Raw genomic sequence first — 23,782 nt, forward strand, 5'->3', positions numbered from 1 at the left:
GCCTAAACGGCATCCAGCGAATCGCGTGCGGCGGCCACAACGGCCTCGGTGGTGATACCAAACTCACGGAAGAGTGTCTTGTAATCTGCGGATGCGCCGAAGTGGTCGATCGAGATGCTGCGACCAGCGTCGCCGACATACTCGCGCCATCCGGTGGACACGCCCGCTTCAACTGACACGCGTGCACGCACAGTAGAAGGCAAAACAGACTCACGGTATTCCGCGGACTGCTCAGCGAACCACTCGAGGCTCGGTGCCGAAACAACGCGAGCGTTGATTCCGTCTGCCTTGAGCGTCTCGCGTGCCTCTACAGCGAGCTGAACTTCTGAGCCGGTTGCGATCAGAATCACATCGGGCGTTCCGTTCGGAGCTTCTGCCAGTACGTAGGCGCCACGAGCGACGTTGGATGCCGCAGCGAAGGTCTCTCCGCTTGCCTCTGCTTCGCCACGCTCGAAGACGGGGATGTTCTGACGGGTAAGAGCGATACCAGCGGGTCCGTTGCGGCGCTCGAGGATGGTCTTCCACGCCCATGCCGTTTCGTTGGCGTCGGCGGGACGAACGACATCCATGCCCGGGATCATGCGGAGGCTTGCGAGCTGTTCGATGGGCTGGTGAGTCGGTCCGTCTTCACCGAGAGCGATCGAGTCGTGGGTCCAGACGAAGATCGACGGAACTGCCATCAAAGCAGCAAGACGAACCGCGGGACGCATGTAGTCGCTGAAGATCAAGAACGTGCCACCAAATGCGCGGGTGTTTCCGTGCAGAACGATGCCGTTGATGATCGCGCCCATAGCGTGCTCGCGGATACCGAAGTGAAGAACACGGCCGTATTCGTTGCCGCTCCACTCGTCGGTCGAGTGCTCGGCAGGAATGAAGGACTTTCCGCCAGCGATCGTAGTGAGGTTCGACTCGGCGAGGTCAGACGAACCGCCCCAGAGTTCGGGCATGACGGCACCGATAGCGCCAAGAACCTTGCCGCTCGCCGCGCGCGTCGAAACATCCTTGCCCGCTTCGAACTGGGGGAGTGCCTCGTCGATGCCTTCAGGCAACGCGCCCGAGAGCACGCGGTCGAGAAGTTGCTTGCGCTCAGGGTTCGCAGCAGCCCACTCGTCGAACTTCTCAGTCCACTCAGCGCGTTCCTGCTTGCCACGTTCTACAGCCAAGCGAGTGTGAGCAATTACGTCGTCGTCGACTACGAAGCTCTTCTCGGGATCGAGACCCATCGCGACCTTCGTCGCAGCGAGCTCGTCAGCTCCCAAAGCAGATCCGTGGATCTTTCCGGTGTTCTGCTTGTTGGGTGCCGGCCAACCAATAATGGTGCGCAAGATGATGAGCGAGGGCTGGTCGGTAACTGCTTTGGCATCTTCGATTGCAGCGTTGAGAGCTTCGACGTCTTCGACGTACTCGCCGGTCTTCTTCCAGTCAACTACCTGGACGTGCCAGTTGTAAGCCTCGTAGCGCATCTGCACATCTTCGGTGAAGGCGATGTTGGTGTCGTCTTCGATCGAGATCTGGTTGCTGTCGTAGATCGCAATGAGGTTTCCGAGTTGCTGGTGACCCGCGAGTGATGATGCTTCGGCGGAAACGCCTTCTTGAAGGTCGCCATCACCTGCGATGACATAAACGAAGTGGTCGAACGGGCTCGTGCCCGCAGCTGCCTCGGGGTCAAATAGTCCACGCTCGTAGCGGGCTGCGTAAGCGAAGCCGACTGACGATGCAATGCCCTGGCCAAGAGGGCCAGTGGTGATCTCTACGCCCTTAGTGTGGCCGAATTCGGGGTGTCCGGGAGTCAGCGAACCCCAGGTACGAAGTGCCTTGAGGTCATCGAGCTCGAGGCCATAGCCACCAAGGTACAACTGAACATACTGAGTGAGCGAGCTGTGGCCCACGGAAAGGATGAAGCGGTCGCGGCCGATCCACTGATCATCGCTTGGATCACGACGCATCACCTTCTGAAAGAGCAAGTACGCTGCAGGCGCCAGGCTCATCGCGGTACCGGGATGCCCGTTACCTACCTTCTCAACAGCATCAGCCGCCAGAATTCGAGCGGTGTCTACCGCTTTATTGTCGATGTGATCCCATTGAAAAGCTGCCATGAGATTAATGACCCTTCTGCAAGCGAAGTGCCCGACCGAAAACGATCAGGGCACATGAACGACCCGCCACGCGACATCATTGCCTCAGTCGGAAGTGTCTCGCTGCACCACACTGTGTGCAAGCAGTCCACCGACAGGCGGGCACCCCAAGTATAGGGAACCGAGCAAGTGCTCGCTGCCCAGTTACGGGCGCGGTCAGCGCAATTCTTTATGCGGATTACAATCGTTGGTATGGATGTCACGTTAGAAGCCCCCACGCAGCAGGAACGCATTGGCATCCTTCGTAAGATTCGCGCTTACATTGCGCTGACAAAGCCGCGTGTTATCGAGCTGCTTCTCGTCACCACCGTGCCCGTTATGGTGCTCGCTGCAAATGGCATCCCGAATCTCTGGCTGGTCCTCGCGACTCTCGTCGGCGGCATTCTCAGTGCCTCCTCCGCGAATGCGTTCAACTGCTACATCGACCGCGATATCGACCGTGTGATGGCCCGCACCAAGGGCCGCCCCTTGGTGACCGGCGAGCTGAGCGACCGCGAGGCGTTGATGTTCGCCTGGATCAGTGGAGTCGGCTCCGTCGTCTGGCTCGGCGTTCTGACGAACTGGCTCGCTGCGGCACTCTCGCTCTTCGCCATCCTCTTCTATGTCTTCGTTTACACACTGTTGCTCAAGCGGCGCACCCCTCAGAACATCATCTGGGGTGGCATTGCTGGGTGCATGCCCGTACTCATCGGCTGGGCTGCTGTGACCGGCGACCTCTCATGGGCTGCCTTCATTCTCTTCGCGGTGGTATTCCTGTGGACGCCGCCGCATTACTGGCCCCTGTCGATGAAGTATCGCGCTGACTACCAGTCGGTCGGCGTTCCTATGCTCGCAGTCGTCCGCGGCCGTGCGGCAGTGGGCCTGCAGGTCATTCTTTACGCGTGGGCTACCGTCGTGTGCTCGTTGCTACTCGTACCGGTTGCAGGGATGGGCGTGCTGTACACGCTCGTCGCAGCCCTCAGCGGTGCATGGTTCATCATCGAATCGCACCGTCTCTACAACACCGCGATTCGTCACGGCGAAGTCAAGGCCATGCGCGTGTTCCACAGCTCGATCAGCTACTTGACGCTGGTCTTCTTGGCTGTGGGCATCGACCCGCTGCTCCCGTTCTAGCGCGAGAACAACGGGCCCGCCGTTTGCTCTAGAGAGCAGCCTTTTCTGCGCTAGTGCGCTCGACTTGGTTGACGCTGGGTCGCAGCGAGAGCACGACCGCGGTCATGGCCGCGGCAATCGTGCAGGCGATCACCATGTGGCTGCCTACAAGGAGAATAGGTAGTCCGCTGCGCGACTGGATGATTCCGATCAATGCCTGAACGACCTCAAGCACGAGCAGGATGATGGCGAAGTCCATGATGCGGCGGTGGCCGCCACGTGCCAACACGATGACGAGCGCGAGGGTCGCTGCGATCAACGCGTAACCCGGCCAGCTGTGCACGTGCTGCAGGATGCCGGCGTCAAGGCCATTGCGGGCGGTTCCGTCGTCGCCGGCGTGAGGGCCCGCTCCGGTAGTCAAGATTCCCGCGATGATCGTCAATGCTACAAAGAGGCTCGTCACATGCGTGAGAATCGCCACGGGCTTGGGCACCGAGAGAGCCGGTCCACGAAGGCCAGTCCAGACCCGATAAACGAGGGCCGCGCTAATAGCCACCAAAATCGCCGAGATGGCGTAGTGAACGCCCACGATGCTGGGGTCGAGCTGAACGCGCACCGAAAGACCTCCGATGAGGCCCTGAAGGACGGTGCCGCCCAAAATCATGAGGGACAGCGACATGAGGTCGCGGCGTTCGCGACGGATGCGCAGCACCATCAGCACCATGAGAATCGCTACGAAGCCGACGATGATTGAGAGCAAGCGATTGCCAAACTCGATTACACCGTGAACTCCCATCTCAGGAGTCGCGATCAATGACGCGTCTGTGCAGAGCGGCCAGGTCGGGCATCCGAGTCCCGATCCGGTCAAGCGAACGGCCCCGCCTGTGGCAACAATGAGGATTTGGATGACCAGCGAAGTGACTGCAAAAAATCTCACTCGAGCGTCGACAGAATGGGGCAATCGTGCGATGACGGCGTTCACGGCCGTACCTCCTGTTATTTCGGGCTTCTGCCTGTAGAATGGATTGCGTTCAGGAACACAGCCCACGCCGGGAAGTCAATGTTGACAGCGGGATAGTCTCTCGCTTGTCCTGTTTCAGTCTAAGTTCGCCCGCGCAGTGTTGTGACACAGCGCACGCGCACCTCACGAAATATTCCCGGCAAAGTGCTGTGCGAAGGAATGCCAACGCAGCCACCTTGGTTGATAGGGGCAGGAAAAGAGGTACCAATGTCCGACGTGCTGATTGATCGTCCGGAACTCAATGGCTTGGGCCAGTATGAGTTTGGCTGGGCTGACTCCGACGTTGCGGGAGCCTCTGCGCGACGGGGCATCAACGAAGAGGTCGTTCGCGACATCTCTACGCTTAAAAACGAACCCGAATCTATGCTCAAGATGCGCCTTAAGGGCCTCGAGCTGTTCGGTCGCAAACCCATGCCGAAGTGGGGCGCCGACCTATCGGGCATCGACTTCGACAACATCAAATACTTCGTGCGCTCTACCGAGAAGCAAGCCCAGACGTGGGAAGACCTTCCGGCAGACATTCGCGACACCTACGAGAAGCTGGGAATCCCGGAAGCCGAGCGCAACCGCCTCGTCTCCGGTGTTGCTGCGCAGTACGAGTCTGAGGTCGTATTCCACTCGATCAACGCCGAGCTTGAAGCCAAGGGCGTTATCTTCATGGACACCGATACGGCACTGCGCGAGCACCCCGAGTTCTTCGAAGAGTACTTCGGAACCGTAATTCCGGCCGGCGATAACAAGTTCGCGGCTCTCAACACGGCCGTCTGGTCGGGCGGCTCGTTCGTCTACGTCCCTAAGGGCGTTCATGTAGAGATCCCGCTGCAGGCTTACTTCCGCATCAACACGGAAAACATGGGCCAGTTCGAGCGCACCCTGATCATCGCTGACGAGGGTTCCTACGTTCACTACATCGAGGGTTGCACCGCGCCGATCTACAAGTCGGACTCACTGCACTCCGCAGTTGTAGAGATCATCGTCAAGAAGAACGCCCGCGTTCGCTACACGACAATCCAAAACTGGTCGAACAACGTCTACAACCTCGTGACTAAGCGAGCAATCGCGCACGAGGGCGCCACCATGGAATGGATTGATGGCAACATCGGGTCCAAGGTCACGATGAAATACCCATCGATCTACCTGGTGGGGGAGCACGCCAAGGGCGAAACGCTTTCCGTCGCATTCGCTGGTCCCGGTCAGCACCAAGATGCCGGCGCGAAGATGATCCACATGGCCCCCTACACGACGTCATCGATCGTCTCGAAGTCTGTCGCTCGGGGTGGCGGCCGCGCTGGTTACCGCGGAGAAGTCCGCGTTGACGAGAAAGCCCACCACTCGGCCAATACCGTTCGCTGCGACGCGCTGCTGGTCGACACCATCTCTCGCTCGGATACGTATCCGGCAATCGACATCCGCGTGGATGACGTACAGCTCGGTCACGAAGCTACGGTTTCGAAGGTCAGCGCTGAGCAACTCTTCTACCTGCAGTCCCGCGGTATGGAAGAAGACGAAGCTATGGCGATGATCGTCCGCGGCTTCATCGAACCCATCGCGCGCGAACTGCCCATGGAGTACGCCTTCGAACTCAATAAGCTCATTGAACTGAGCATGGAAGGATCCGTCGGCTAAATGACCGTCGTTACACCAGAACAACACGGATTTAAGGCTCACAGCGACGGCGGATGGGACGCAAGCGAAAAAGGCTTCGTTCCCGTTCAGACTCGTTCGGAGCGCCCCAAGTCATTCGCTCACGATGATTTCGCTGCGGTCAATGGACTTGAAGCAGAGTGGAAGCTCACTCCCGTCAAGCTTGTCAAGCCGCTCATCGACGACGCCCTCGACGGCTCGCCGTACGACATTGCTACTGACGCGGTCGACGGCGCCACCGTCGAGTGGGTTTCACGCGATGATTCTCGCGTTGCTTCCGCTGGCGCGCCCGAAGAGCGTGCTTCCGCTAACGCGTGGAGCAGCTTTGAACAGGCTTTGGCGATCACGTTGACGGGCGAAGAGCACAGCACAGTGCGAATCTCGCGCTCGACTCTCGGCACCGCTGCACGCGGCGCGCACACGGTAATTACGGCTCGTCCTCACAGCAACACCACGGTGATCATCGAATCTGCCGGTGAAGCCTTGCTGAGCGAGAACGTTGAAGTCGTAGTTGAAGAGGGCGCAACCTTGAACTTCGTGAGCGTGCAGGATTGGGCGGCTGACGCCATCCACCTCTCGAGCCACTTTGTTCAGGTAGGGCGCTCGGCTACGTTGAAGCACACGATCGTGTCGCTCGGCGGCAAAGTCGTTCGCGTGAACCCGTCCGTTCACCTGTCGGGAGAGGGCGCCGACGGCGAACTCTACGGTCTGTACTTCGCTGACGCGGGACAGCACCTCGAGCAGCGCGTGTATCTGCACCACCAGGCTGCCCAGACTCGCGGTCGCGTCAACTACAAGGGCGCGCTTCAGGGCGACGGCGCACGCACGGTGTGGGTCGGTGATGTCTTGATCGGTCGCGACGGTGCTGGCACAGACAGCTACGAGCAGAACCGAAACCTGGTTCTTACCGAAGGCACGCGCGCGGACTCGATCCCGAACCTTGAAATCGAAACCGGAGACATCCAGGGAGCTGGCCACGCTAGCGCCACCGGACGCTTCGACGACGAACAGCTCTTCTATCTGCAGGCTCGTGGAATCTCCGAAGCAGAGGCACGCCGCCTCGTGGTCATCGGCTTCCTAGCGGAGATCGTTCAGAAGGTGGGCGACGAAGAACTCGAAGCGCGACTTACTGTTGCGATCGAGTCTGAGTTGGAAGGAACGCACTCGTGACCGCCCAGCGCGTCTGTGGCGTCGATGAACTCGAACTCAACAAGGCCTACCGCGTTGAACTCGACGGCACCGCAATTTGCATCGTCAAGGACTCCGCCGGTGAGGTACACGCCATTGGCGATACCTGCACCCACGGGGACATCTCCCTTGCTGAAGGCTTCGTTGAAGACGGTGCGATTGAATGCTGGGCTCATGGCTCGCTTTTCTCGCTTGACACGGGAAAACCACTGAGTTTGCCCGCCTATGAACCTGTACCGGTCTTTGTAGTGAAGATCGACGACGACGGAGGGGTTCACATCGATCCCGAAGACACCGTCGCCATCGAGAGCTAACAGCTCTCCACACGAGACCATTAAGGAAAGAAAACGAATGTCAGTACTGTCAGTCAAAGACCTGCACGTGAGTGTCGAAACCGAGCAGGGTACAAAGCAGATCCTCAACGGCGTCGACCTTGAGATCAAGCAGGGCGAAATCCACGCCATCATGGGTCCCAACGGCTCAGGTAAGTCGACTCTCGCTTACACAATCGCTGGTCACCCCAAGTACCACGTCGAGGGAGGCTCAATCACTCTCGATGGTGCTGAGGTTCTCGACATGAGCATCGACGAGCGTGCCCGCGCTGGCCTCTTCCTGGCCATGCAGTACCCGGTAGAGATTCCTGGCGTCAAGGTCGCGGATTTCTTGCGCACCGCTAAAACCGCTCTCGCCGGTGAAGCCCCGGCTCTTCGTCCGTGGATCAAAGAGGTCAACGAGTCCATGAAGGCTCTCCGTATGGACAAGACCTTCTCCGACCGCAACGTAAACGAAGGTTTCTCTGGTGGCGAGAAGAAGCGCCACGAGATTCTTCAGCTTGAGTTGCTCAAGCCGCGGTTCGCGATTCTCGACGAGACCGACTCCGGCCTCGATGTCGACGCGTTGAAGATCGTCTCTGAGGGCGTCAATCGTGCACAAGAGGCGACTGGACTCGGCCTGCTGCTGATCACGCACTACACGCGCATTTTGCGCTACATCAAGCCCGACTTCGTGCACGTGTTCGTCGACGGTCGCGTCGCCGAAGAAGGCGGTCCGGAACTTGCAGATCGCCTCGAGAACGAAGGCTACGATCGATTTTTGACCGACACGAGCGTAGCCTAAGCGTATGTCTACCGTTCTGGCGCCCGCTCTCTTCGACGAAGTCGAAGAAGCCCTCAAGGACGTTGTTGACCCCGAGCTCGGTGTCAACATCGTCGACTTGGGTCTCATCTACGATCTCAGCTGGGATCCCGAAAACAATGCCCTGATCATCAGCATGACGCTGACCTCAGCCGGCTGTCCACTTACGGACGTCATCGAGGAGCAAATCGCTCAATCGCTCGATAACGTCGTAGAGGCCTTCCGCATCAACTGGGTGTGGATGCCGCCGTGGGGCCCCGAAAAGATCACTGACGACGGCCGCGACATGATGCGCGCTCTCGGCTTCTCGATCTAAACAAACTCCGCAGCTCGTGGTCGTCGCTGCAGCACTGCTTTCCAGGTAAACGAAAGTAGCGCTGCGGCGATTGTCACTTTAATGAGCGCGCCAACGATGAACGGTGCGACGCCAATAGTAAACAGATAGGCGAGGCTAAAGTCTTCACCGGCTTCTGACAGCACTCTCGCGATGCCCATCATTCCGAATGCGTAGATGACAACACTGCCGATGATGCTGGCGAGAGCGGCTCGCCAGAAGGTCTTGTTCCAGCCCTGTTCGGCAAGGGCGCCGATCAACCAGGCCGCAGCGATGTAACCAATGATGTAACCGCCGCTGGTACCGGCAACGACATCGGCACCGCCTTGAGCGTTACTGAATACCGGGAGGCCACTAAGCCCGAGCGCTGCATAGAGCAGCATAGCGAGGGCCGCCCGCGTGGCTCCGAGGCTGAGTCCTACGATCATTACAGCGAGCGTTTGCGCCGTAATCGGAACGGGATTCAGGGGAACAACGAGTTGGGCAGCAATCGCCGTGAATCCGGCCGCAGCCGCGATAAAGACGACGCTGGAAGCGGGACTCGGGCCGAAGACGAGGTCGATCATCGTCGGCTTGAAGAATCGCTCGCTCACGCTCTTAGCCATGGCATTCCCTTTGAATCGTCGTTCGTGCACTGATCGACCAGCGCTAGGAAGTAGACTAGTTGGTTGGTGCTGTCGCCCACTTTCCCCAACCCCCAAGATTTGGATGTTTTGCCGTGCTTGCTGTGCATGACCTCGAGTTGCGCGTAGGCGCACGCATGCTGATGCAAGGCGTCAACTTTCGCGTAGACCGCGGAGACAAAATCGGGCTTGTTGGGCGCAACGGTGCTGGCAAAACCACGCTGACCAAAACCCTCGCGGGGGAGTTGGAAGCCACAGACGGGAAGATCGAACGCACCGGTGAAATCGGTTACTTGCCGCAGGACCCACGCTCGGGAAACCCTGAAGATCTCGCCCGCACCCGTATTCTCGATGCGCGTGGGCTGGGAAGCATCGTTCTCAAGATGCGTCAGGCTCAAGACGAAATGGGCAGTAGCGATCCCGCTATCAGCGCCGCGGCGATGGACCGGTACAGCAAGCTCGATGACCGCTTCTTAGCGCTGGGTGGTTACGCGGCCGAGGCCGAAGCCGCGTCGATCGCCAGCAACCTCAGCCTTCCCGACCGCATCCTCGATCAGCCACTTTCCACGCTTTCGGGCGGACAGCGTCGCCGCATCGAACTCGCGCGCATTCTGTTCTCGGGCGCTGACACGATGCTGCTCGACGAGCCGACAAACCACCTCGACGCCGATTCGGTGGTGTGGCTCCGCGAGTTCCTCAAAAACTTTAGCGGCGGCCTGATCGTGATTAGCCACGATGTTGAACTGGTGGAAGACACCGTCAACAAGGTGTTCTATCTCGATGCCAACCGCCAATTGATCGACCAGTACAACATGGGCTGGAAGCACTACCTGCGCCAGCGCCAGTCCGACGAAGAGCGTCGCAAGAAGGAACGCGCCAACGCCGAGAAGAAGGCGTCAACGCTGCAGGCACAGGCCGCACGTTTCGGCGCGAAAGCATCCAAAGCTGCCTCAGCTCACCAGATGGTGGCTCGCGCCGAGAAACTGCTTGCCGGGCTTGAGGATGTTCGCGCCTCTGACCGGGTCGCCGCTCTGCGTTTCCCGGATCCAGCACCGTGTGGTCGTACGCCGCTCATGGGTTACAACCTCAGCAAGAGCTATGGCTCACTCGAAATCTTCGCCTCCGTCGATCTCGCGATCGACCGCGGTTCCAAAGTAGTCATCTTGGGATTCAACGGTGCTGGAAAGACGACGCTGCTTCGCATGCTCGCCGGGGTGGATTTGCCAGACACTGGCCACATCGAGCCCGGTCACGGCCTTCGAATTGGTTACTACGCTCAGGAGCACGAAACGATTGACGTCAAGCGCTCCGTGCTTGAGAACATGGTTTCGTCGTCGCCCAACATCACCGAGATGGAAGCGCGTCGTGTCCTTGGGTCATTCCTGTTCACCGGGGATGACGCGACTAAGCCTGCTGGAGTTCTTTCCGGTGGAGAAAAGACCCGTCTTGCTCTCGCGATGATCGTCGTGAGCGGCGCAAACGTGTTGCTGCTCGATGAGCCGACTAACAACCTCGACCCTGCGAGCCGCGAAGAAATTCTCGGCGCCCTCGCGAACTACACCGGTGCCGTCGTTTTGGTCAGCCACGATGAGGGCGCTGTCGAAGCCCTCAACCCCGAGCGGGTCTTGATCCTGCCCGACGGTATCGAAGACCACTGGAACAAGGACTACGCAGACCTCATCAGCCTGGCCTAAGAGTCGAGCAACGCGTCTTCGATCTCCGCGTCAGTGGGGCCACGCTTCTCTGACTTGAGGCGACGCTTCTTAGCGCGCTCCTGCTCGGCGGGGTCGTCTTCATTGATCAGGCGGTACTCCTGACGCACAGCCCAACCCAGGCCGATAAAAGCGAGTACACCGAACGCTACCCACTGGAATGCGTAGGACAGGTGCGCGCCTTCGTCGAGGAGCGGTTTGGGGTAGGCGAGTGGTCGTACGTCGACGGCAGGGGTCTCTGTGGCGAGCAACCCATAGGCGCCGGTGTAAGTGGAGTCGCCGAGGATCTCCGCGATCGCCGGTAAGTGAATGGTTGCAATCTGGCCATCAGGAGCTGAACGCCCGAATACGGTTGGTTCACTCGGCTTGAGCCTCATGACTACATCGACGGTGCCGGTCGGAGCTTCGGGTACCGAATCCGGCGCGTCTTGGCTATTACCCGAGGGCACCCAGCCGCGATCGACGACGATGATTTCGCCGCTCTCGAGTTGTAGCGGCACCAATACTTCGAATCCTGGCTGTCCGCCGTACGGACGGCCTCGAACGAGGAGCTGTTCGTCGTTGAGATACTCGCCGCTCACCGCGACCGACATCCACTTATTGTCTTCGTTGAATTCGTTGAGCTCAGGCATCACAGAGTCAAGGGTCCGCGGAGCGGATTCCCAGTTTTCGCTGACACGAGCTACTTCAGTAGCGGCCTCTTCGCGGCGATCAAACTGCCAATGTGAGAGAAAGACGCAACCAATTGCAAACACGATCACGAGCGTGAGGTAGCCGAACCAACGACTTGAAAGCACGAAACGCCACTTACTCACGCAGCACCGCCATCCGGAACCATGCTGACAGGGGAGTCGAGATCGCTCACCAGAACGGGGAATCCCCGGCTTGCGAGATAGTCACGAAGAAACTCTTCGTGCTCGGCACAGGCGAGCCACACCTTCACACGCTCGGGGCCGTGAATACGAGGGTTACGCCAGTTGACGTTGACCTGCGCTGGCGCAGTGCAGCCAGCGCGCGAGCACTGTTGCGTGCTCGGGCCACTCTCTCCGATCACCGAGCAGCCTCATCCGATCCATGAGCGAGAAAAGAATCACGCGACTCGAGAGCAAACTGGCCTGGCGCGCTCACGGCGCCCGAACGGCGCGTCTCGACGTTAGCGAGGACGACCGCGATATAAGGCAAGACCACTGCGCCAAGAATCGGCAGCACGAGCCACCAGCCGCGCACGAACACACACAGCAACACGCAGACAACGCGAATCGCCATAGCTATGGAGTAGTTGATGACGCGGCGACGACGCTCATCATCCGGCCGCTCAGGGAGCGACGTGATCGACTCTGGAGTGTTCATTGGCTTTCTTCGGTTGCCGAGGTTGTACCCCTAAGCCTACGCCGCCCTCGGCGACTATATGCTGGGAACCATGAGCACCACTGCAACTGAATCACGAATCGTTCTCGTCACCGGCGGCAATCGCGGCATCGGCCGGGCCATCGCCGAAGAGTTTGTGGCTCAGGGCTACCGCGTAGCCGTGACTGCGCGCTCGGGCACCGGCCCCGAAGGAACCCTCACGGTCACCGCAGATGTCACCGACGCTACAAGCATTGATGCCGCTTTCACCGAGGTTGAAGCCAAGCTAGGCCCGGTTGAAGTCGTTGTCGCCAATGCCGGCATCACCCGCGACATGCTGTTGATGCGCATGAGTGACGAAGACTTCACCGACGTACTCAACACCAATCTTTCCGGAGCCTTCCGCGTGGTCAAGCGGGCCTCAAAGGGCATGATGAAAGCGCGCTTCGGGCGCGTCATCCTTGTATCGAGCGTTGTCGGCCTCTTGGGCTCGGCAGGTCAAGTCAACTACTCCGCATCGAAGAGCGGTCTGATTGGGCTCGCTCGCTCACTCACTCGTGAGTTGGGCAGCCGCGGAATCACCACCAACGTGGTTGCTCCCGGTTTCATTGAGACTGACATGACAGCAGCTCTCGCGACCGAGCAGCAGGATACGTACCTCAAGCAGATTCCAGCGAACCGCTTTGCCCAGCCGGCTGAAGTTGCGAAAGCAATCACGTGGCTGGCCAGCGATGACGCCGGCTACATCTCAGGCGCGGTTATCCCAGTCGATGGCGGCCTAGGAATGGGCCACTAACCCACCAACCCGCCGGACAGCTGCCCAAACGCGGCGCAGCCTCGGATGCACGCTAACTGCGCAAGCCCAACAGCGGCAGAACGGCGCTGAGGTCGCGAATGTCGATGTGTACGTCGGCATTCGCGCGCACGATCGGTTTCGCGGTGATGCCGACAGACAGCCCCGCGGCCTCCATCATGCGGAGATCGTTGGCGCCGTCGCCGACGGCAATGGTTCGCGAAAGCGGAATACCCGAATCGGTGGCCCATTCGCGCAGTGCATCGGCTTTGGCTTGCGCGTCGATGACGGGACCGAGAACCGCCCCGGTCAGGGCACCATTGGCTACTTCGAGTCGGTTCGCTCGGGCGTAGTCCAGCCCAAGCGTGGTTGCGAGGGGATCAAGAAGCTCATGGAAGCCACCCGAGACTGCGGCAACGCGGCCTCCGGCATCCTTCACTCCGGCAATAAGTTCGGTGGCGCCGTTGGTGACCCGGATGTCGCGAGCACACTCGGCGATCACGCTCTCCTGGAGACCCGCGAGCGTTGCGACTCGCGCTCGGAGGCTCTGCTCGAAATCGAGTTCGCCGTTCATGGCGCGCGTGGTGATGTCGGTAACTTCTGGTTCGGAGCCTGCGCGAGCGGCGAGGAGTTCGATGACTTCGTTCTCGATGAGGGTCGAGTCGACATCGAAAACAACGAGAAACTGTGCCACAACGAGGCTCCTTCTAACGACGATTACGAGCGTGAGGTTCTTCACCTCACCACTTCACTCGTCAGACTATCGGGATCGCCCTTCGCGCCTCGCCCATAGAAGCCTGCGAAGCAATAGGATGAACACATCATGGCTAGCGTTCTCTCATTCACCGACGTCACCGTCACACGTAGTGGCAACACGATCCTCGACTCCGTTTCTTGGAGCGCGGACGCCTCCGACCGGTGGGTGATACTCGGTCCCAACGGTGCAGGCAAGACAACACTGCTCCAAATCGCTGCGGCGCAGATTCATCCCAGCTCGGGTGATGTAACCGTCCTCGACAGCACGCTCGGCTCTGCTGACGTGTTTGATGTGCGCCCGCGCATCGGCTTTTCGTCAACGGCTCTTGCCCGCCGCGTGCCCAGCAACGAACGCGTCATTGATGTCGTGCTTACAGCGGCGTACTCGGTGACGGGGCGCTGGAACGAGGAGTACGAAAACGTCGACATTCGTCGCGCGCGCCGAGTGCTCGCCGAATGGAGCCTTTCGCACCTCGAGGAACGTCGCTTCGGCGACCTCAGCGATGGTGAGCAAAAGCGAGTTCAAATCGCGCGCTCAGTCATGACCGACCCAGAAATTCTTCTTCTCGATGAACCAGCAGCAAGTCTTGACCTCGGTGCACGGGAAGAACTCGTTCAATTGTTGAGCGGCTATGCGCAAGCGGAGACCGCGCCGGCAATTGTTATGGTCACGCACCACGTTGAGGAGATTCCCCGTGGATTTACTCACGCGCTGGTTTTGACCGAAGGATCTGTGCACAGCGCCGGTAGAATCGACGACGTTGTTACATCAGAGAACTTGAGTGCCGCATTCGGCCTCGAACTCATCATCACGAAAGACGCCGGCCGCTACACCGCACGAGCCGCCTAATCCTCTGATAGGCTTGTGTGTCGGTCCGCGTGACCGCCTACGTCTTTTTTCATCCAGAATCCAGGGAAATCCAATGAAGTCCGAGATCCACCCCACGTACGCGCCCATCGTTTTCCGCGACCTCGCGTCTGGTTCCACGTTCCTTACCCGTTCGACCGTGTCGAGCGACAAGACGATCGAGTGGGAAGACGGCAACACCTACCCGGTGATTGACGTTGAAATCTCCTCGGAATCGCACCCGTTCTACACCGGTAAGCAGCGCATCATGGACTCCGCCGGCCGCGTTGAGAAGTTCAAGAACCGCTACAAGGGCTTCGGCAACTAGTAGTAGTCAGTTTTTCCTGAAGGCGACCGGTTATCCGGTCGCCTTCAGTCGTTAACGTGGCGGACCGCACAACGTACTCCGCCACCAACGACGAGTGCGCAGCGCCCCAGGGCACTGCGCACTTCGACGTAATGAGCCGTGCGGCTACTGGGGGAGTGAGCGCACCGGCCAGTCAGGGTTAGCCACGAAACTGTGATCGCCCTTGGACGAGCGCATGTAGTCCTGAAAACTGGCGGCCTGATCGGCGTACCAGCGCTGCTGCTGCGAATGCAGTTCTCCGAACGGGATGCTGAGCTGGTCACCGTACTTGGCGAGGAGTGCCTGCGCGACGCGTGCCGCTGCGATGGCATCCGACCCAGCGTCATGCGCATCGTCGAGGTCGACGCCATAAAGCGCGGACGTGACTTCGAGCGTGCGCTTGCCGCGACGGTAGCGGTCGACCGCTTTGTCAATCACGAGCGGATCGATCACGATGTACGGCTCTGCCAGGCCCTCAAGCGCGTACCGACGACATTCGCGGTCGAGCAGCGACAGGTCATAAGGAGCGTTGTAGACAACCAGCGGGATTCCGAGAGCACAGGTCACCTTGAGGGTCTGCACGATCTCCGCGACGACCAAGGATGCCTGCCGGCCTTCTGCTTGAGCTCGTGCGGTCGAAATTCCGTGAATTGCCGCCGCACCCTCCGGAATCTCGATGCCGGGATCGGCGAGCCAATCCCACCGCGATACGACAGCGCCAGAGGCATCGACGATCGCGATGCAGGCTGAGACGATGCGACTAGTTTCGACATCGACGCCGGTGGTTTCAAGATCAAAGGTGGCTAAAGTGCCGGAGTTGCTCATGCACTCAGCGTAGAGCGCGACACTGACACCGGGAACTCGGCTCGCGGCACTCCGCGGGGAAGCGGCTAGCCAAGCACTGCTCCGCAGCAGCCCCGGTATGCTCAATGCCGCCAACTGTCGCCGCACTACATAGAATTGTCTGAATGAAGCCCGCATCGCCGTATGGAGCACTGCTCGACGCCACACCGGCGAAGCACTCCGAGATAGCCGTGTTGGGGTCATCCACCCATTACTGGGAGTACGGCTCCGCAGACGCCGACACCGTGCTGGTGCTGGTCCACGGATTTCGGGGCGACCACCACGGTCTTGAGGCTGTCTGCGCCCACCTTCGCGGCATCCGCATCGTTAGCCCTGACCTTCCGGGTTTTGGCGAATCTGAACCGCTCACTGGGCACGTTCATGACATCGAGGGCTACGCGCTGTGGCTCGACGCGTTCGTAGGACAACTCGGGCTCAGCGGTCGCGCGTACATTCTGGGGCACTCGTTCGGGTCAATCGTCGTGGCTGCTGCACTTGCACGCGGGCTCACCACGCCCCAACTCATTCTGGTGAATCCCATTGCTGCGCCAGCGCTCTCGGGGCCCAATGGTGTGCTCAGCAAGATCACGCTGTGGTTTTATCAGGCTGCTCGCGCCCTCCCTCTCGCCATCGGTGCACCGCTGCTCAGCAACTGGTTGGTAGTCCGCGTGATGAGTCTCGCCATGGTCAAGACCCGGAACCCTGAGCTGCGCCGCTGGGTGCACCAACAGCATCATGCTCACTTCAGCAGCTACGCCAACCGCGACAGCCTGCTCGAAGCCTTCGAAGCCTCGATCGGTTCGGATGTCAGCATGTTTGCCGAGAGCATCACGGTGCCCACACTCCTGATTGGCGCGCGCAACGACCCGATCAGTCCCGTTCCCGCCCAAGAGCGACTGCACACACTTTTCGCCGACTCTCAGCTCGAAATTTTCGACAACGTCGGTCATCTCATCCACTATGAACGGCCGCGCGAAGCTGCCGAACTCATCGTCTCGTTCCTCGGCGCAGGAACAGTTGCGGAGCCCCACTCATGAAGATCGTTTTTGACTGCCGATACACGCGCATCGGCCGCCACGATGGGATTAGCCGCTATGGCTCACGCCTCGTCGAGGAGATCAGCAAGGTCCACCCGGTAACGATGCTCATCTCCGACAAGCGCCAGCTTGAGCTGCTGCCCGATCTGCCGTGGGAGATGGCATCGTCTCCCACCGGCATCCTCGAACCTTTCGTGGCGCTTCAGGTAAACAAACTCAAGCCCGATGTGGTCTTCACGCCGATGCAAACCATGGGGCCATTCGGCCGCAAGTATGCGCTTGTCACCACGGTGCATGACCTCATCTACTACAAGCACCCCACACCACCCCGCAATCTGCCCGCGGCCGTGCGCGTCATGTGGCGCCTCTACCACTTGACCTGGGCGTTCCAACGCGCCCTCTTGAACACGGCAGACGGACACGTCTCCGACTCCCACACCACGCGCAATCAGATGCTCGAGCACAAGCTCACTCGCAATCCGATTTCGGTTGTGACGCTCGGCACGGATAGCCCGGGGGAGTACGCCCCACGTAGTGCACCGACCACACGTGAGCTCGTCTACATGGGCTCGTACATGCCGTACAAGAATGTCGGTCTGATCGCTCGCGCGCTTCACGACCTTCCGGGCTACACCCTGCACTTGATGAGCCGGGTCGATTACGCTAGCAGAGCAGAGCTCACTGCACTTGCGCCCGCCGACAGTCTCGTATTCCACAACGGGGCGAGCGACGAGGTGTACGCCGAGACGCTGTCCCGTGCCACCGCTTTGGTTACGGCATCCCGCGACGAAGGCTTTGGCCTACCGCAGGTTGAGGCTATGGTTCTCGGAACTCCCGTATTGGTCAGCGACACAGAAATCTTCCGCGAAATCTCTGGCCCGGCCGGGGGATTCTTCAGCCCGGATGACCCTTCCGAGCTCGTACGCGAGGTGAAAGCTCTCGAAGACCCCGCAACGTGGCAGGAACGTTCCACCGCAGCGCGAGAGCGCTCAGCTGAATTTACCTGGGAGAAGGGCGCTGCAACCCTCTACACAGCGCTAGAAGATGCTGTTACCGCTCGTCGCGCGAAGAAGAAGCGCTAGCGAGCATGAACTACTCAAGGGTGCTTTCGCGCCGAGCGAGAGCGTTCTGAGCGGCAAAGTCTTCGCCGCCCTGGCGTTCTGACTCTTCTTCAATGGGGTCGTCAAAGTCCACCAAGGTCAGAGATCCGTCGTCGTGACGGAAACTGTGCACCGAGCCGTTCGCGATCCGACCATGCGGGTGATCGGGAGCGACAGCGGCGAGAACAGCGGCAATGACGCCTCCGTGGGCAACCACGATGATCGACTCACCGTGGTGCTCTTCAGCGAGCGTCACGAGCGCGGGAAGAACTCTCTCGACAACAGACTCTCGTGATTCGCGACCCGGGACTTCGACATCCGCCGAATAAATGGCATCGATCTCCTCGGCGGTGCGCCCCTCGGCAACCCCGTAGTTGCGTTCGACAACAGCGGCGATGGGCTGGGGCGCTGGCAGCCCCACCTCGGCGGCGATGATCTCGGCGGTCTCCATGGCGCGCGACAAGGGGCTGGCGAAAATGCCGTTCCATTGGCGGCGAGCGAGAAGGGCACCGGTGGTTCGAGCCTGAGCACGACCAGTGTCGTTGAGCGGGATGTCGGTGCTGCCCTGAATGCGACGCTGAAGATTCCAGTCGGTCTCTCCGTGCCGCACAAGATAGATGAACACAACGCTCCATTCGAAAGTCAGGACTCAGCGCGGGCGAGCTGAGATGCGCCGGTTACTACGCGGCTAGCCGTTCCACGAGCTCACCAAGAACCGCAGAAGCACCACCGTCAATCTTAACGTCGGCTCGACGATCCGCCTTTGTGGCTCCGCGATTGATAATCACGAGCGGAATCTTCTTGCGCATGGCGCGTTCGACCAAGCGGATGCCGGAATTCACCACGAGAGAGGACCCGGCGACGATCATCGCCTCCGATTGGTCCACGAGCGCGGCACCAAGTTGGAACTTTCGCGTCGGCACAAACTCGCCAAAGAAGACGACATCCGGCTTCAATAGCCCACCACACACCGTGCAATCCGGAACAATGAAGTCATCGACGTTATGCACGTCGGCATCGCCGTCGGGGTTAAGAGTGTGGGAGTCCGACTCTTCGAGCCACGGATTGAGTTCGGAGATCCGAGCGGCTAGGGGAGTACGTGCAAAGTACTGACCGCAACGCAAGCAACGAGCCCGGTCGATGCTGCCATGGACGTCGACAACGCGCTTGGAGCCAGCCCGCAAATGCAATCCGTCGACATTTTGAGTGACAATGCCGTTGCTGAGGCCCAGACGCTCGAACGCGGCAAGAGCCTCATGGCCATCGTTGGGAGTGGAGGCCGCGAAACGCTTCCAGCCGAGGTGACTGCCCGCCCAATACCGTTGACGGAATTCCGGCGAGCTCTGAAACTGCTGAAACGTCATCGGATTGCGCACTGCGGCGCCTTCACCGCGATAATCGGGTATGCCCGAATCGGTGCTGATGCCAGCGCCAGTGAGTACGCTAATGAGCTTGCCCTGAAGAAGCTCAGCAGCACGATCAATATCGTCGCTGAGCGGGAGTGTATTCACACTTCAAGCGTAAGCACTTCGAGCACGATAAGCGCCATGAGAGATTCACCTGATGGCGAAACCGCACAGTTGGGAACACACCGTGAACGTCATCCGAGTCACCGATCTCGCCGATCCTCGCCTCAGCGACTTCGCCAACCTCACGGATGTCGCCCTGCGTCGTCGCACCGAACCCGCCGGTGGTCTCTACATCGCCGAATCATCGAAGGTGATCGCCCGTGCGCTGCGGGCCGGCCATCAGCCGCGTGCGATCTTGGTTTTGGAGCAGTGGCTCGACGATGTGGCTGAGCTGCTCGGCGACTCCGAGACGCCGGTCTACGTGGGCGAATCAGACTTGCTCGAGCAATTGACAGGCTTCAACCTGCACCGGGGGGCCTTGGCATCCATGCATCGGCCTGTCCTCCCCACGGTTGCCGATCTGGTGAGGGATGCACGACGGATCGTCATTCTCGAAGACATCGTTGACCACACCAACGTCGGTGCGATCTTCCGCTCGGCGGCTGCTCTGGGCGCCGATGCTGTGCTGATCACCCCCCGCTGCGCAGACCCCCTGTACCGTCGCAGCGTTCGCGTGAGCATGGGCACGGTGCTGCAGGTGCCGTGGACGCGCATCCCGAACTGGCCCGAAGACGCCGCCGAGCTCAAGGCTGCAGGGTTTCATCTCGCTGCGCTGGCCCTCAACGACGACTCGGTCGACCTCGATACTTTTGCCGCGACAGCACCCGAGCGCGTCGCTCTCATTCTCGGCACGGAAGGCGACGGCCTCTCGCGCAGCACTATCGAAACTGCCGACACCGTCGTAAAGATTCCGATGATGCACGGTGTCGATTCGCTCAACGTGGCCGCGGCGAGTGCTGTCGGGATGTACACACTTCGGGTGCGCTAGGTTTCGACCGCCCCGCACCTGTTAGCGTTATCCGGTGCCGCTGACTCAACGCCAAATCTTCCGTCGCCGTCGCATCGTCGTTTTCTCCGCTGTAGCCGTTGCATTCTCGTTAACGTTCTATTTGCCCCTGACGTTGCTAGCCCCTCTCGATGCGATCTCCGCGAACGTGGTGCCCGTCGCCGAGCCCGAGGTAGCAGTACCTGAAATTACCCTTCCGGGATACGGCGTTTCGGCGATCGGTGCACTCGACCGCCCTGGTGTCTTGGCTCAGGCGGGTAGCGCAGAAGCTGTACCGATTGCCTCGATCACGAAAATTATTACGTCGTTGGTCGTTCTCGATGCCAAGCCACTCGCTGCGGATGAAGCGGGACCGACCATCACGTTTGGTCAAACGGACGTCGATTATTACTACGACCAACTCGCTCAATACGGTTCGGTCGCCCCTGTCTATACCGGCCAACAACTCTCGCAACGCGATGTTTTGACTGTCGTTTTGCTCCCGTCGGCAAATAATTACGCTCAATCGCTGGCCCACTGGGCTTTCGGCTCCGAAGAAGCGTTCGTTGCCGCGGCCGCGGCGTGGCTAGACAGCAAGGGTCTGGCAGACACGACGCTAACCGAAGCATCGGGCATCCAAGAAACCAATCGGAGCACGGCTGCTGATCTGACCGAGATCGCGCGGTTGGCCATCGAGAATCCCGTCATCGCACAGATCGTGTCGAGCTCGACTGCAGAGATCCCCGGCATCGGTACGGTCAGCAACAGCAACAAGCTCCTCGGCATCGATGGCGTAGATGGAATTAAGACGGGAACCCTTGACGAGGGTTGGTCGTGCCTTCTCTTCTCGGCTGATGTTTCCGTTGGTGACACCGTGATTACGCTGGTCGGCGCCGTCGTGGGCGGGCCAGACCATCCCACTATTAACGCCGCGATCCAGGAACTCATTGCGGATGCGACCGCCGGCTACTCCGAAGTGACGCTCGCCAGCGTTGACGAAGAGTTCGCCGAATATGACACGCCGTGGGGTGACGAAGCGTCCGCCATCTCGGAGTCCACCGTCAGCGCAGTCGTGTGGGGCGAAGACGAGATTTCAATGAGCGTGAATGTGCCGACTGTGCGTACCGCGGATGCCGGGGAGAGCGCAGGAACCGTGGAATTCCGGGTCGGAGACGAGACGTTTAGCGTGCCGCTGGTCTTGAGCGGCGAGATTGACGATCCAGGGCCATGGTGGAGACTGACAAATCCGGCCGCAATGTTTTAGTTATCGAATAGACACGGCGCTCACAGGCGGCCGCGATAAGGTGGAGTGTATCTGGAGCACTTGCTCGCTTGTCACATGACTGGGAAGTCATTCGAAAATATCTGAGGTCACGTGAGTAGTTCTCTCTCAGCCGATCCCGTACGTGTAATTAAAACTGGTCCCCGCGGCGTCGGTAGCCAGATGAGCGATTTCGCCGCCCTCTTGCGCACTGTGCGCGAGGCCGGCCTGCTGCGTCGCAGCAAACGCTTTTACATCACCACTTTTGCCGTCATCACCCTCGCCATGGCTGGCGCTTGGGTCGGCTTCGCGATGCTCGCCGGCACGTGGTACATCCTTCTCATCGCCGCGGCGATGGGGATCATCTTCACGCAATACGCATTCTTGACTCACGAGTTGGCACATCGCCAGGTCTTCCAGTCGAGCAAGCTCAACGACACGCTCGGCCGGTTGATGTCCGACCTCGTGGTCGGCATCAGCTACGCGTGGTGGATGAACAAGCATTCGCGTCACCACGCGAACCCCAACACTGTCGACAAAGATCCCGACATTGAGACTGACTTCATCATTTTCCAGAAGGAAAAGGCTGTCGGCCTCAAGGGACTCACTAAGTTCATGGCTAACCGCCAGGGCTACCTGTTCTTCCCTGCACTCTTGCTTGAGGGCTTCAACCTTCATTCGCACGCCTTCCAAGAAGTTTTCAACTTCAAGAAGAAGGTCGACAAGCGTTGGCTCGAGATCACGCTGTTGCTGGTTCGCAACATCGGTTACCTCGCGATCGTGTTCAGCTTCCTGCCCCTCGGAATGGCTTTCGCCTTCCTCGGCGTGCAAATGGGAATCTTCGGTCTCTACATGGGCGCATCATTCGCGCCCAACCACAAGGGAATGCCGATCCTGCCCAAGGGCTCCAAGGTCGACTTCCTGCGCCGTCAGGTACTCACGAGCCGCAACATCCGTAGCGGTCACTTTATGAACCACTTCATGGGCGGCCTCAACTACCAGATCGAGCATCACTTGTTCCCGACTATGCCGCGACCGCACCTGCGCCGCGCGCAAGAGATCGTCAAGGAGTACTGCAAGACCAAGGACATCAAGTACACCGAGGTCGGTCTCTTTACGTCCTATGGCATCGTTATTCGCCACCTCAACGAGGTCGGCCTGAGCGCCGATGGCGATCCGTTCGACTGCCCGGCAGCAGGACGCACCGGCTACAGCGGCTAACTGCCGCTTGAGTTCACAGAAAAGGCCCTCACCACTAGGTGAGGGCCTTTTCTGCGGTCATGGGGCACACAGCGACCGCTGGCGAGGCAGCGGTCGCTGGAGACTGGCCTGAGCTGGCCTGAACTAGAAGCCGGGGCGCTTGGCCGTGATGTTGTCTCCAGACGACTGGTGGCGCACGCGACGCAGTACCCACGGCACGAGATGCTCGCGAGCCCAGCCGATGTCTTCGACCCGCGCTTGACGCCACCGCCGCGGAGGTAGCGGCTCTGGTTGGAAAGGTTCGAGATCATTCTCGACGTTGAGAGCATCCAGCACCATCCGGGCAACCGTGTGGTGGCCCACTGCGGAGAAATGCAAACGATCGGGGGCCCACATGCGCGGGTCGCCCAGCTCACGCAGTGACCACATGTCCGCCACGATCGCGTCATGGCGCTGAGCCACGGCGCGGATGTTCTCGTTGTAGATGGCTACCTTGCCGCGCATGCGGTTCAAAACTGGCGTCATCCCGATGTCGGGCCCCGTGAAGAGCACGACCGTGGCGCCGTCGCTGCGCAGCTGACGTACGAGCTCGTCGACACGGCCGGCAACCTCGTCGGCATCCGAACCGGGGCGGATGATGTCGTTGCCGCCCGCAGACACGCTGATGAGGTCAGGCTTCAGCTCGAGCGCCGGCTCCAGTTGCTCGCTAGCAATCTGATTGAGCAGCCGGCCTCGGATCGCCAAGTTCGCGTAGGCGAAGTCCTGTTTGCGCGAGCCAAGCACTTCGGCCACGCGGTCAGCCCAGCCACGATTGCCGCCGGGGGAGTCGGGCTCGGGGTCTCCGATGCCTTCGGTGAACGAGTCGCCGATCGCGACGTATCTACTCCAAGGATGTTCGTGTTGCATACTTCTACCTTGTCTCACAATTCCTCTGTGCGCTATCCGTGTGCTTCCTGTGAGCCACCTGAATTACTT

General features: G+C 59.9%; 26 protein-coding genes. 15 read left to right on the forward strand and 11 right to left on the reverse strand.

Going from position 1 to position 23,782, the window contains the following annotated elements:
• Positions 1-2: 2 nt before the first annotated feature.
• Entirely contained in the window at positions 3-2,096 is a 2,094-nt protein-coding gene (tkt, locus tag CLV85_RS07860; RefSeq protein ID WP_100388983.1) for a transketolase, read from the reverse strand.
• 231 nt (positions 2,097-2,327) lie between these two features.
• On the opposite strand from tkt, the gene CLV85_RS07865 reads away from it, so the two are divergent.
• On the forward strand, positions 2,328-3,248 hold the full coding sequence (locus tag CLV85_RS07865) for a heme o synthase (RefSeq protein ID WP_100388984.1): 921 nt from the start codon (positions 2,328-2,330) through the stop codon (positions 3,246-3,248).
• 28 nt (positions 3,249-3,276) lie between these two features.
• Here the strand turns inward: CLV85_RS07865 and CLV85_RS07870 are convergent, their stop codons facing one another.
• On the reverse strand, positions 3,277-4,164 hold the full coding sequence (locus tag CLV85_RS07870) for a COX15/CtaA family protein (RefSeq protein ID WP_229820229.1): 888 nt from the start codon (positions 4,162-4,164) through the stop codon (positions 3,277-3,279).
• Between the two features lie 291 nt (positions 4,165-4,455).
• Here CLV85_RS07870 and sufB point away from each other — a divergent pair, with 291 nt between their 5' ends.
• Genes sufB through CLV85_RS07895 form a run of 5 tightly spaced genes read left to right on the forward strand, consistent with a single transcriptional unit; the run spans position 4,456 to position 8,530 of the window.
• Positions 4,456-5,874, forward strand: a complete 1,419-nt coding sequence (gene sufB, locus CLV85_RS07875; protein ID WP_100388986.1) for a Fe-S cluster assembly protein SufB — start codon at positions 4,456-4,458, stop codon at positions 5,872-5,874.
• Positions 5,875-7,062 (forward strand): Fe-S cluster assembly protein SufD, encoded by a 1,188-nt coding sequence (gene sufD, locus CLV85_RS07880; RefSeq protein ID WP_100388987.1) that lies wholly within the window; start codon positions 5,875-5,877, stop codon positions 7,060-7,062. It begins immediately after the preceding gene.
• On the forward strand, positions 7,059-7,394 hold the full coding sequence (locus tag CLV85_RS07885; protein ID WP_100388988.1) for a non-heme iron oxygenase ferredoxin subunit: 336 nt from the start codon (positions 7,059-7,061) through the stop codon (positions 7,392-7,394). Before sufD ends, CLV85_RS07885 begins: the two co-directional genes overlap by 4 nt.
• A gap of 37 nt (positions 7,395-7,431) precedes the next feature.
• A complete protein-coding gene (gene sufC / locus CLV85_RS07890; protein ID WP_100388989.1) occupies positions 7,432-8,196 on the forward strand; it encodes a Fe-S cluster assembly ATPase SufC in 765 nt (254 codons plus the stop codon).
• Positions 8,197-8,200: 4 nt separating this feature from the next.
• Positions 8,201-8,530 carry a metal-sulfur cluster assembly factor gene (locus CLV85_RS07895; RefSeq protein ID WP_100388990.1) on the forward strand — a complete coding sequence of 110 codons (330 nt, stop codon included), beginning with the start codon at positions 8,201-8,203 and terminating at the stop codon, positions 8,528-8,530.
• Here CLV85_RS07895 and CLV85_RS07900 read toward each other — a convergent pair.
• Positions 8,527-9,153 (reverse strand): biotin transporter BioY, encoded by a 627-nt coding sequence (locus CLV85_RS07900; RefSeq protein WP_100388991.1) that lies wholly within the window; start codon positions 9,151-9,153, stop codon positions 8,527-8,529. The two genes, CLV85_RS07895 and CLV85_RS07900, sit on opposite strands and share 4 nt — an antisense overlap.
• Positions 9,154-9,266: 113 nt before the next feature.
• Here CLV85_RS07900 and CLV85_RS07905 point away from each other — a divergent pair, with 113 nt between their 5' ends.
• The gene (locus CLV85_RS07905; RefSeq protein WP_100388992.1) at positions 9,267-10,865 is read left to right on the forward strand and encodes an ABC-F family ATP-binding cassette domain-containing protein; all 1,599 of its coding nucleotides are present in this window, start codon (positions 9,267-9,269) and stop codon (positions 10,863-10,865) included.
• On the opposite strand, the gene CLV85_RS07910 is transcribed toward CLV85_RS07905, so the two are convergent.
• Genes CLV85_RS07910 through CLV85_RS07920 form a run of 3 tightly spaced genes read right to left on the reverse strand, consistent with a single transcriptional unit; the run spans position 10,862 to position 12,233 of the window.
• The gene (locus tag CLV85_RS07910) at positions 10,862-11,680 is read right to left on the reverse strand and encodes an SURF1 family cytochrome oxidase biogenesis protein (protein WP_308430440.1); all 819 of its coding nucleotides are present in this window, start codon (positions 11,678-11,680) and stop codon (positions 10,862-10,864) included. The genes CLV85_RS07905 and CLV85_RS07910 overlap by 4 nt on opposite strands.
• A 14-nt stretch (positions 11,681-11,694) precedes the next feature.
• Positions 11,695-11,937 (reverse strand): hypothetical protein, encoded by a 243-nt coding sequence (locus tag CLV85_RS07915; protein ID WP_100388994.1) that lies wholly within the window; start codon positions 11,935-11,937, stop codon positions 11,695-11,697.
• On the reverse strand, positions 11,934-12,233 hold the full coding sequence (locus CLV85_RS07920) for a DUF3099 domain-containing protein (RefSeq protein ID WP_100388995.1): 300 nt from the start codon (positions 12,231-12,233) through the stop codon (positions 11,934-11,936). The genes CLV85_RS07915 and CLV85_RS07920 overlap by 4 nt, the downstream gene beginning before the upstream one ends.
• Before the next feature lie 70 nt (positions 12,234-12,303).
• Between CLV85_RS07920 and CLV85_RS07925 the strand changes: the two genes are divergently transcribed.
• A complete protein-coding gene (locus tag CLV85_RS07925) occupies positions 12,304-13,026 on the forward strand; it encodes a beta-ketoacyl-ACP reductase (protein ID WP_100389305.1) in 723 nt (240 codons plus the stop codon).
• Positions 13,027-13,078: 52 nt separating this feature from the next.
• Here the strand turns inward: CLV85_RS07925 and serB are convergent, their stop codons facing one another.
• Positions 13,079-13,717, reverse strand: a complete 639-nt coding sequence (gene serB / locus CLV85_RS07930; RefSeq protein ID WP_100388996.1) for a phosphoserine phosphatase SerB — start codon at positions 13,715-13,717, stop codon at positions 13,079-13,081.
• A gap of 129 nt (positions 13,718-13,846) precedes the next feature.
• On the opposite strand from serB, the gene CLV85_RS07935 reads away from it, so the two are divergent.
• Together CLV85_RS07935 and CLV85_RS07940 are read left to right on the forward strand one after the other, a co-directional pair.
• Complete coding sequence (locus tag CLV85_RS07935; RefSeq protein WP_100388997.1) at positions 13,847-14,629, forward strand: ABC transporter ATP-binding protein; 783 nt, start codon at positions 13,847-13,849, stop codon at positions 14,627-14,629.
• A gap of 73 nt (positions 14,630-14,702) precedes the next feature.
• The gene (locus tag CLV85_RS07940; protein WP_100388998.1) at positions 14,703-14,954 is read left to right on the forward strand and encodes a type B 50S ribosomal protein L31; all 252 of its coding nucleotides are present in this window, start codon (positions 14,703-14,705) and stop codon (positions 14,952-14,954) included.
• A 144-nt stretch (positions 14,955-15,098) separates the two neighbouring features.
• Here the strand turns inward: CLV85_RS07940 and CLV85_RS07945 are convergent, their stop codons facing one another.
• The gene (locus CLV85_RS07945) at positions 15,099-15,797 is read right to left on the reverse strand and encodes a 3'-5' exonuclease (protein WP_100388999.1); all 699 of its coding nucleotides are present in this window, start codon (positions 15,795-15,797) and stop codon (positions 15,099-15,101) included.
• Between the two features lie 143 nt (positions 15,798-15,940).
• Here CLV85_RS07945 and CLV85_RS07950 point away from each other — a divergent pair, with 143 nt between their 5' ends.
• Complete coding sequence (locus CLV85_RS07950; protein WP_100389000.1) at positions 15,941-16,852, forward strand: alpha/beta fold hydrolase; 912 nt, start codon at positions 15,941-15,943, stop codon at positions 16,850-16,852.
• A complete protein-coding gene (locus CLV85_RS07955) occupies positions 16,849-17,934 on the forward strand; it encodes a glycosyltransferase family 4 protein (RefSeq protein ID WP_100389001.1) in 1,086 nt (361 codons plus the stop codon). Before CLV85_RS07950 ends, CLV85_RS07955 begins: the two co-directional genes overlap by 4 nt.
• A gap of 10 nt (positions 17,935-17,944) precedes the next feature.
• Here CLV85_RS07955 and CLV85_RS07960 read toward each other — a convergent pair whose 3' ends face one another.
• Positions 17,945-18,577 carry a histidine phosphatase family protein gene (locus tag CLV85_RS07960; protein WP_100389002.1) on the reverse strand — a complete coding sequence of 211 codons (633 nt, stop codon included), beginning with the start codon at positions 18,575-18,577 and terminating at the stop codon, positions 17,945-17,947.
• Positions 18,578-18,632: 55 nt separating this feature from the next.
• Positions 18,633-19,463: a Sir2 family NAD-dependent protein deacetylase gene (locus CLV85_RS07965; protein WP_100389003.1), complete on the reverse strand. Its 831-nt coding sequence runs from the start codon at positions 19,461-19,463 to the stop codon at positions 18,633-18,635.
• An 82-nt stretch (positions 19,464-19,545) separates the two neighbouring features.
• Here CLV85_RS07965 and CLV85_RS07970 point away from each other — a divergent pair, with 82 nt between their 5' ends.
• The 3 genes from CLV85_RS07970 (at position 19,546) to CLV85_RS07980 (ending at position 22,828) form a co-directional block, all read left to right on the forward strand.
• Positions 19,546-20,349, forward strand: coding sequence for a TrmH family RNA methyltransferase (locus CLV85_RS07970; RefSeq protein WP_100389306.1), 804 nt, complete (start codon positions 19,546-19,548; stop codon positions 20,347-20,349).
• Between the two features lie 34 nt (positions 20,350-20,383).
• Positions 20,384-21,610, forward strand: coding sequence for a D-alanyl-D-alanine carboxypeptidase family protein (locus tag CLV85_RS07975; RefSeq protein WP_100389004.1), 1,227 nt, complete (start codon positions 20,384-20,386; stop codon positions 21,608-21,610).
• 111 nt (positions 21,611-21,721) lie between these two features.
• Positions 21,722-22,828: a fatty acid desaturase family protein gene (locus tag CLV85_RS07980; RefSeq protein WP_100389005.1), complete on the forward strand. Its 1,107-nt coding sequence runs from the start codon at positions 21,722-21,724 to the stop codon at positions 22,826-22,828.
• A 123-nt stretch (positions 22,829-22,951) separates the two neighbouring features.
• On the opposite strand, the gene CLV85_RS07985 is transcribed toward CLV85_RS07980, so the two are convergent.
• Positions 22,952-23,713 (reverse strand): SGNH/GDSL hydrolase family protein, encoded by a 762-nt coding sequence (locus CLV85_RS07985; protein ID WP_100389006.1) that lies wholly within the window; start codon positions 23,711-23,713, stop codon positions 22,952-22,954.
• Positions 23,714-23,782 lie beyond the last annotated feature (69 nt).

It is taken from the genome of Salinibacterium amurskyense (assembly GCF_002797685.1).
In the GTDB taxonomy this organism is placed as follows: Bacteria; Actinomycetota; Actinomycetes; order Actinomycetales; family Microbacteriaceae; genus Rhodoglobus; species Rhodoglobus amurskyensis.

Coding starts and splice junctions, on each gene's coding strand:
- tkt (WP_100388983.1), bottom strand. CDS start 2,096: ATGGCAGCTTTTCAATGGGATCACATCGACAATAAAGCGGTAGACACC.
- CLV85_RS07865 (WP_100388984.1), top strand. CDS start 2,328: ATGGATGTCACGTTAGAAGCCCCCACGCAGCAGGAACGCATTGGCATC.
- sufB (WP_100388986.1), top strand. CDS start 4,456: ATGTCCGACGTGCTGATTGATCGTCCGGAACTCAATGGCTTGGGCCAG.
- sufD (WP_100388987.1), top strand. CDS start 5,875: ATGACCGTCGTTACACCAGAACAACACGGATTTAAGGCTCACAGCGAC.
- sufC (WP_100388989.1), top strand. CDS start 7,432: ATGTCAGTACTGTCAGTCAAAGACCTGCACGTGAGTGTCGAAACCGAG.
- CLV85_RS07895 (WP_100388990.1), top strand. CDS start 8,201: ATGTCTACCGTTCTGGCGCCCGCTCTCTTCGACGAAGTCGAAGAAGCC.
- CLV85_RS07900 (WP_100388991.1), bottom strand. CDS start 9,153: ATGGCTAAGAGCGTGAGCGAGCGATTCTTCAAGCCGACGATGATCGAC.
- CLV85_RS07920 (WP_100388995.1), bottom strand. CDS start 12,233: ATGAACACTCCAGAGTCGATCACGTCGCTCCCTGAGCGGCCGGATGAT.
- CLV85_RS07925 (WP_100389305.1), top strand. CDS start 12,304: ATGAGCACCACTGCAACTGAATCACGAATCGTTCTCGTCACCGGCGGC.
- CLV85_RS07935 (WP_100388997.1), top strand. CDS start 13,847: ATGGCTAGCGTTCTCTCATTCACCGACGTCACCGTCACACGTAGTGGC.
- CLV85_RS07940 (WP_100388998.1), top strand. CDS start 14,703: ATGAAGTCCGAGATCCACCCCACGTACGCGCCCATCGTTTTCCGCGAC.
- CLV85_RS07945 (WP_100388999.1), bottom strand. CDS start 15,797: ATGAGCAACTCCGGCACTTTAGCCACCTTTGATCTTGAAACCACCGGC.
- CLV85_RS07950 (WP_100389000.1), top strand. CDS start 15,941: ATGAAGCCCGCATCGCCGTATGGAGCACTGCTCGACGCCACACCGGCG.
- CLV85_RS07955 (WP_100389001.1), top strand. CDS start 16,849: ATGAAGATCGTTTTTGACTGCCGATACACGCGCATCGGCCGCCACGAT.
- CLV85_RS07985 (WP_100389006.1), bottom strand. CDS start 23,713: ATGCAACACGAACATCCTTGGAGTAGATACGTCGCGATCGGCGACTCG.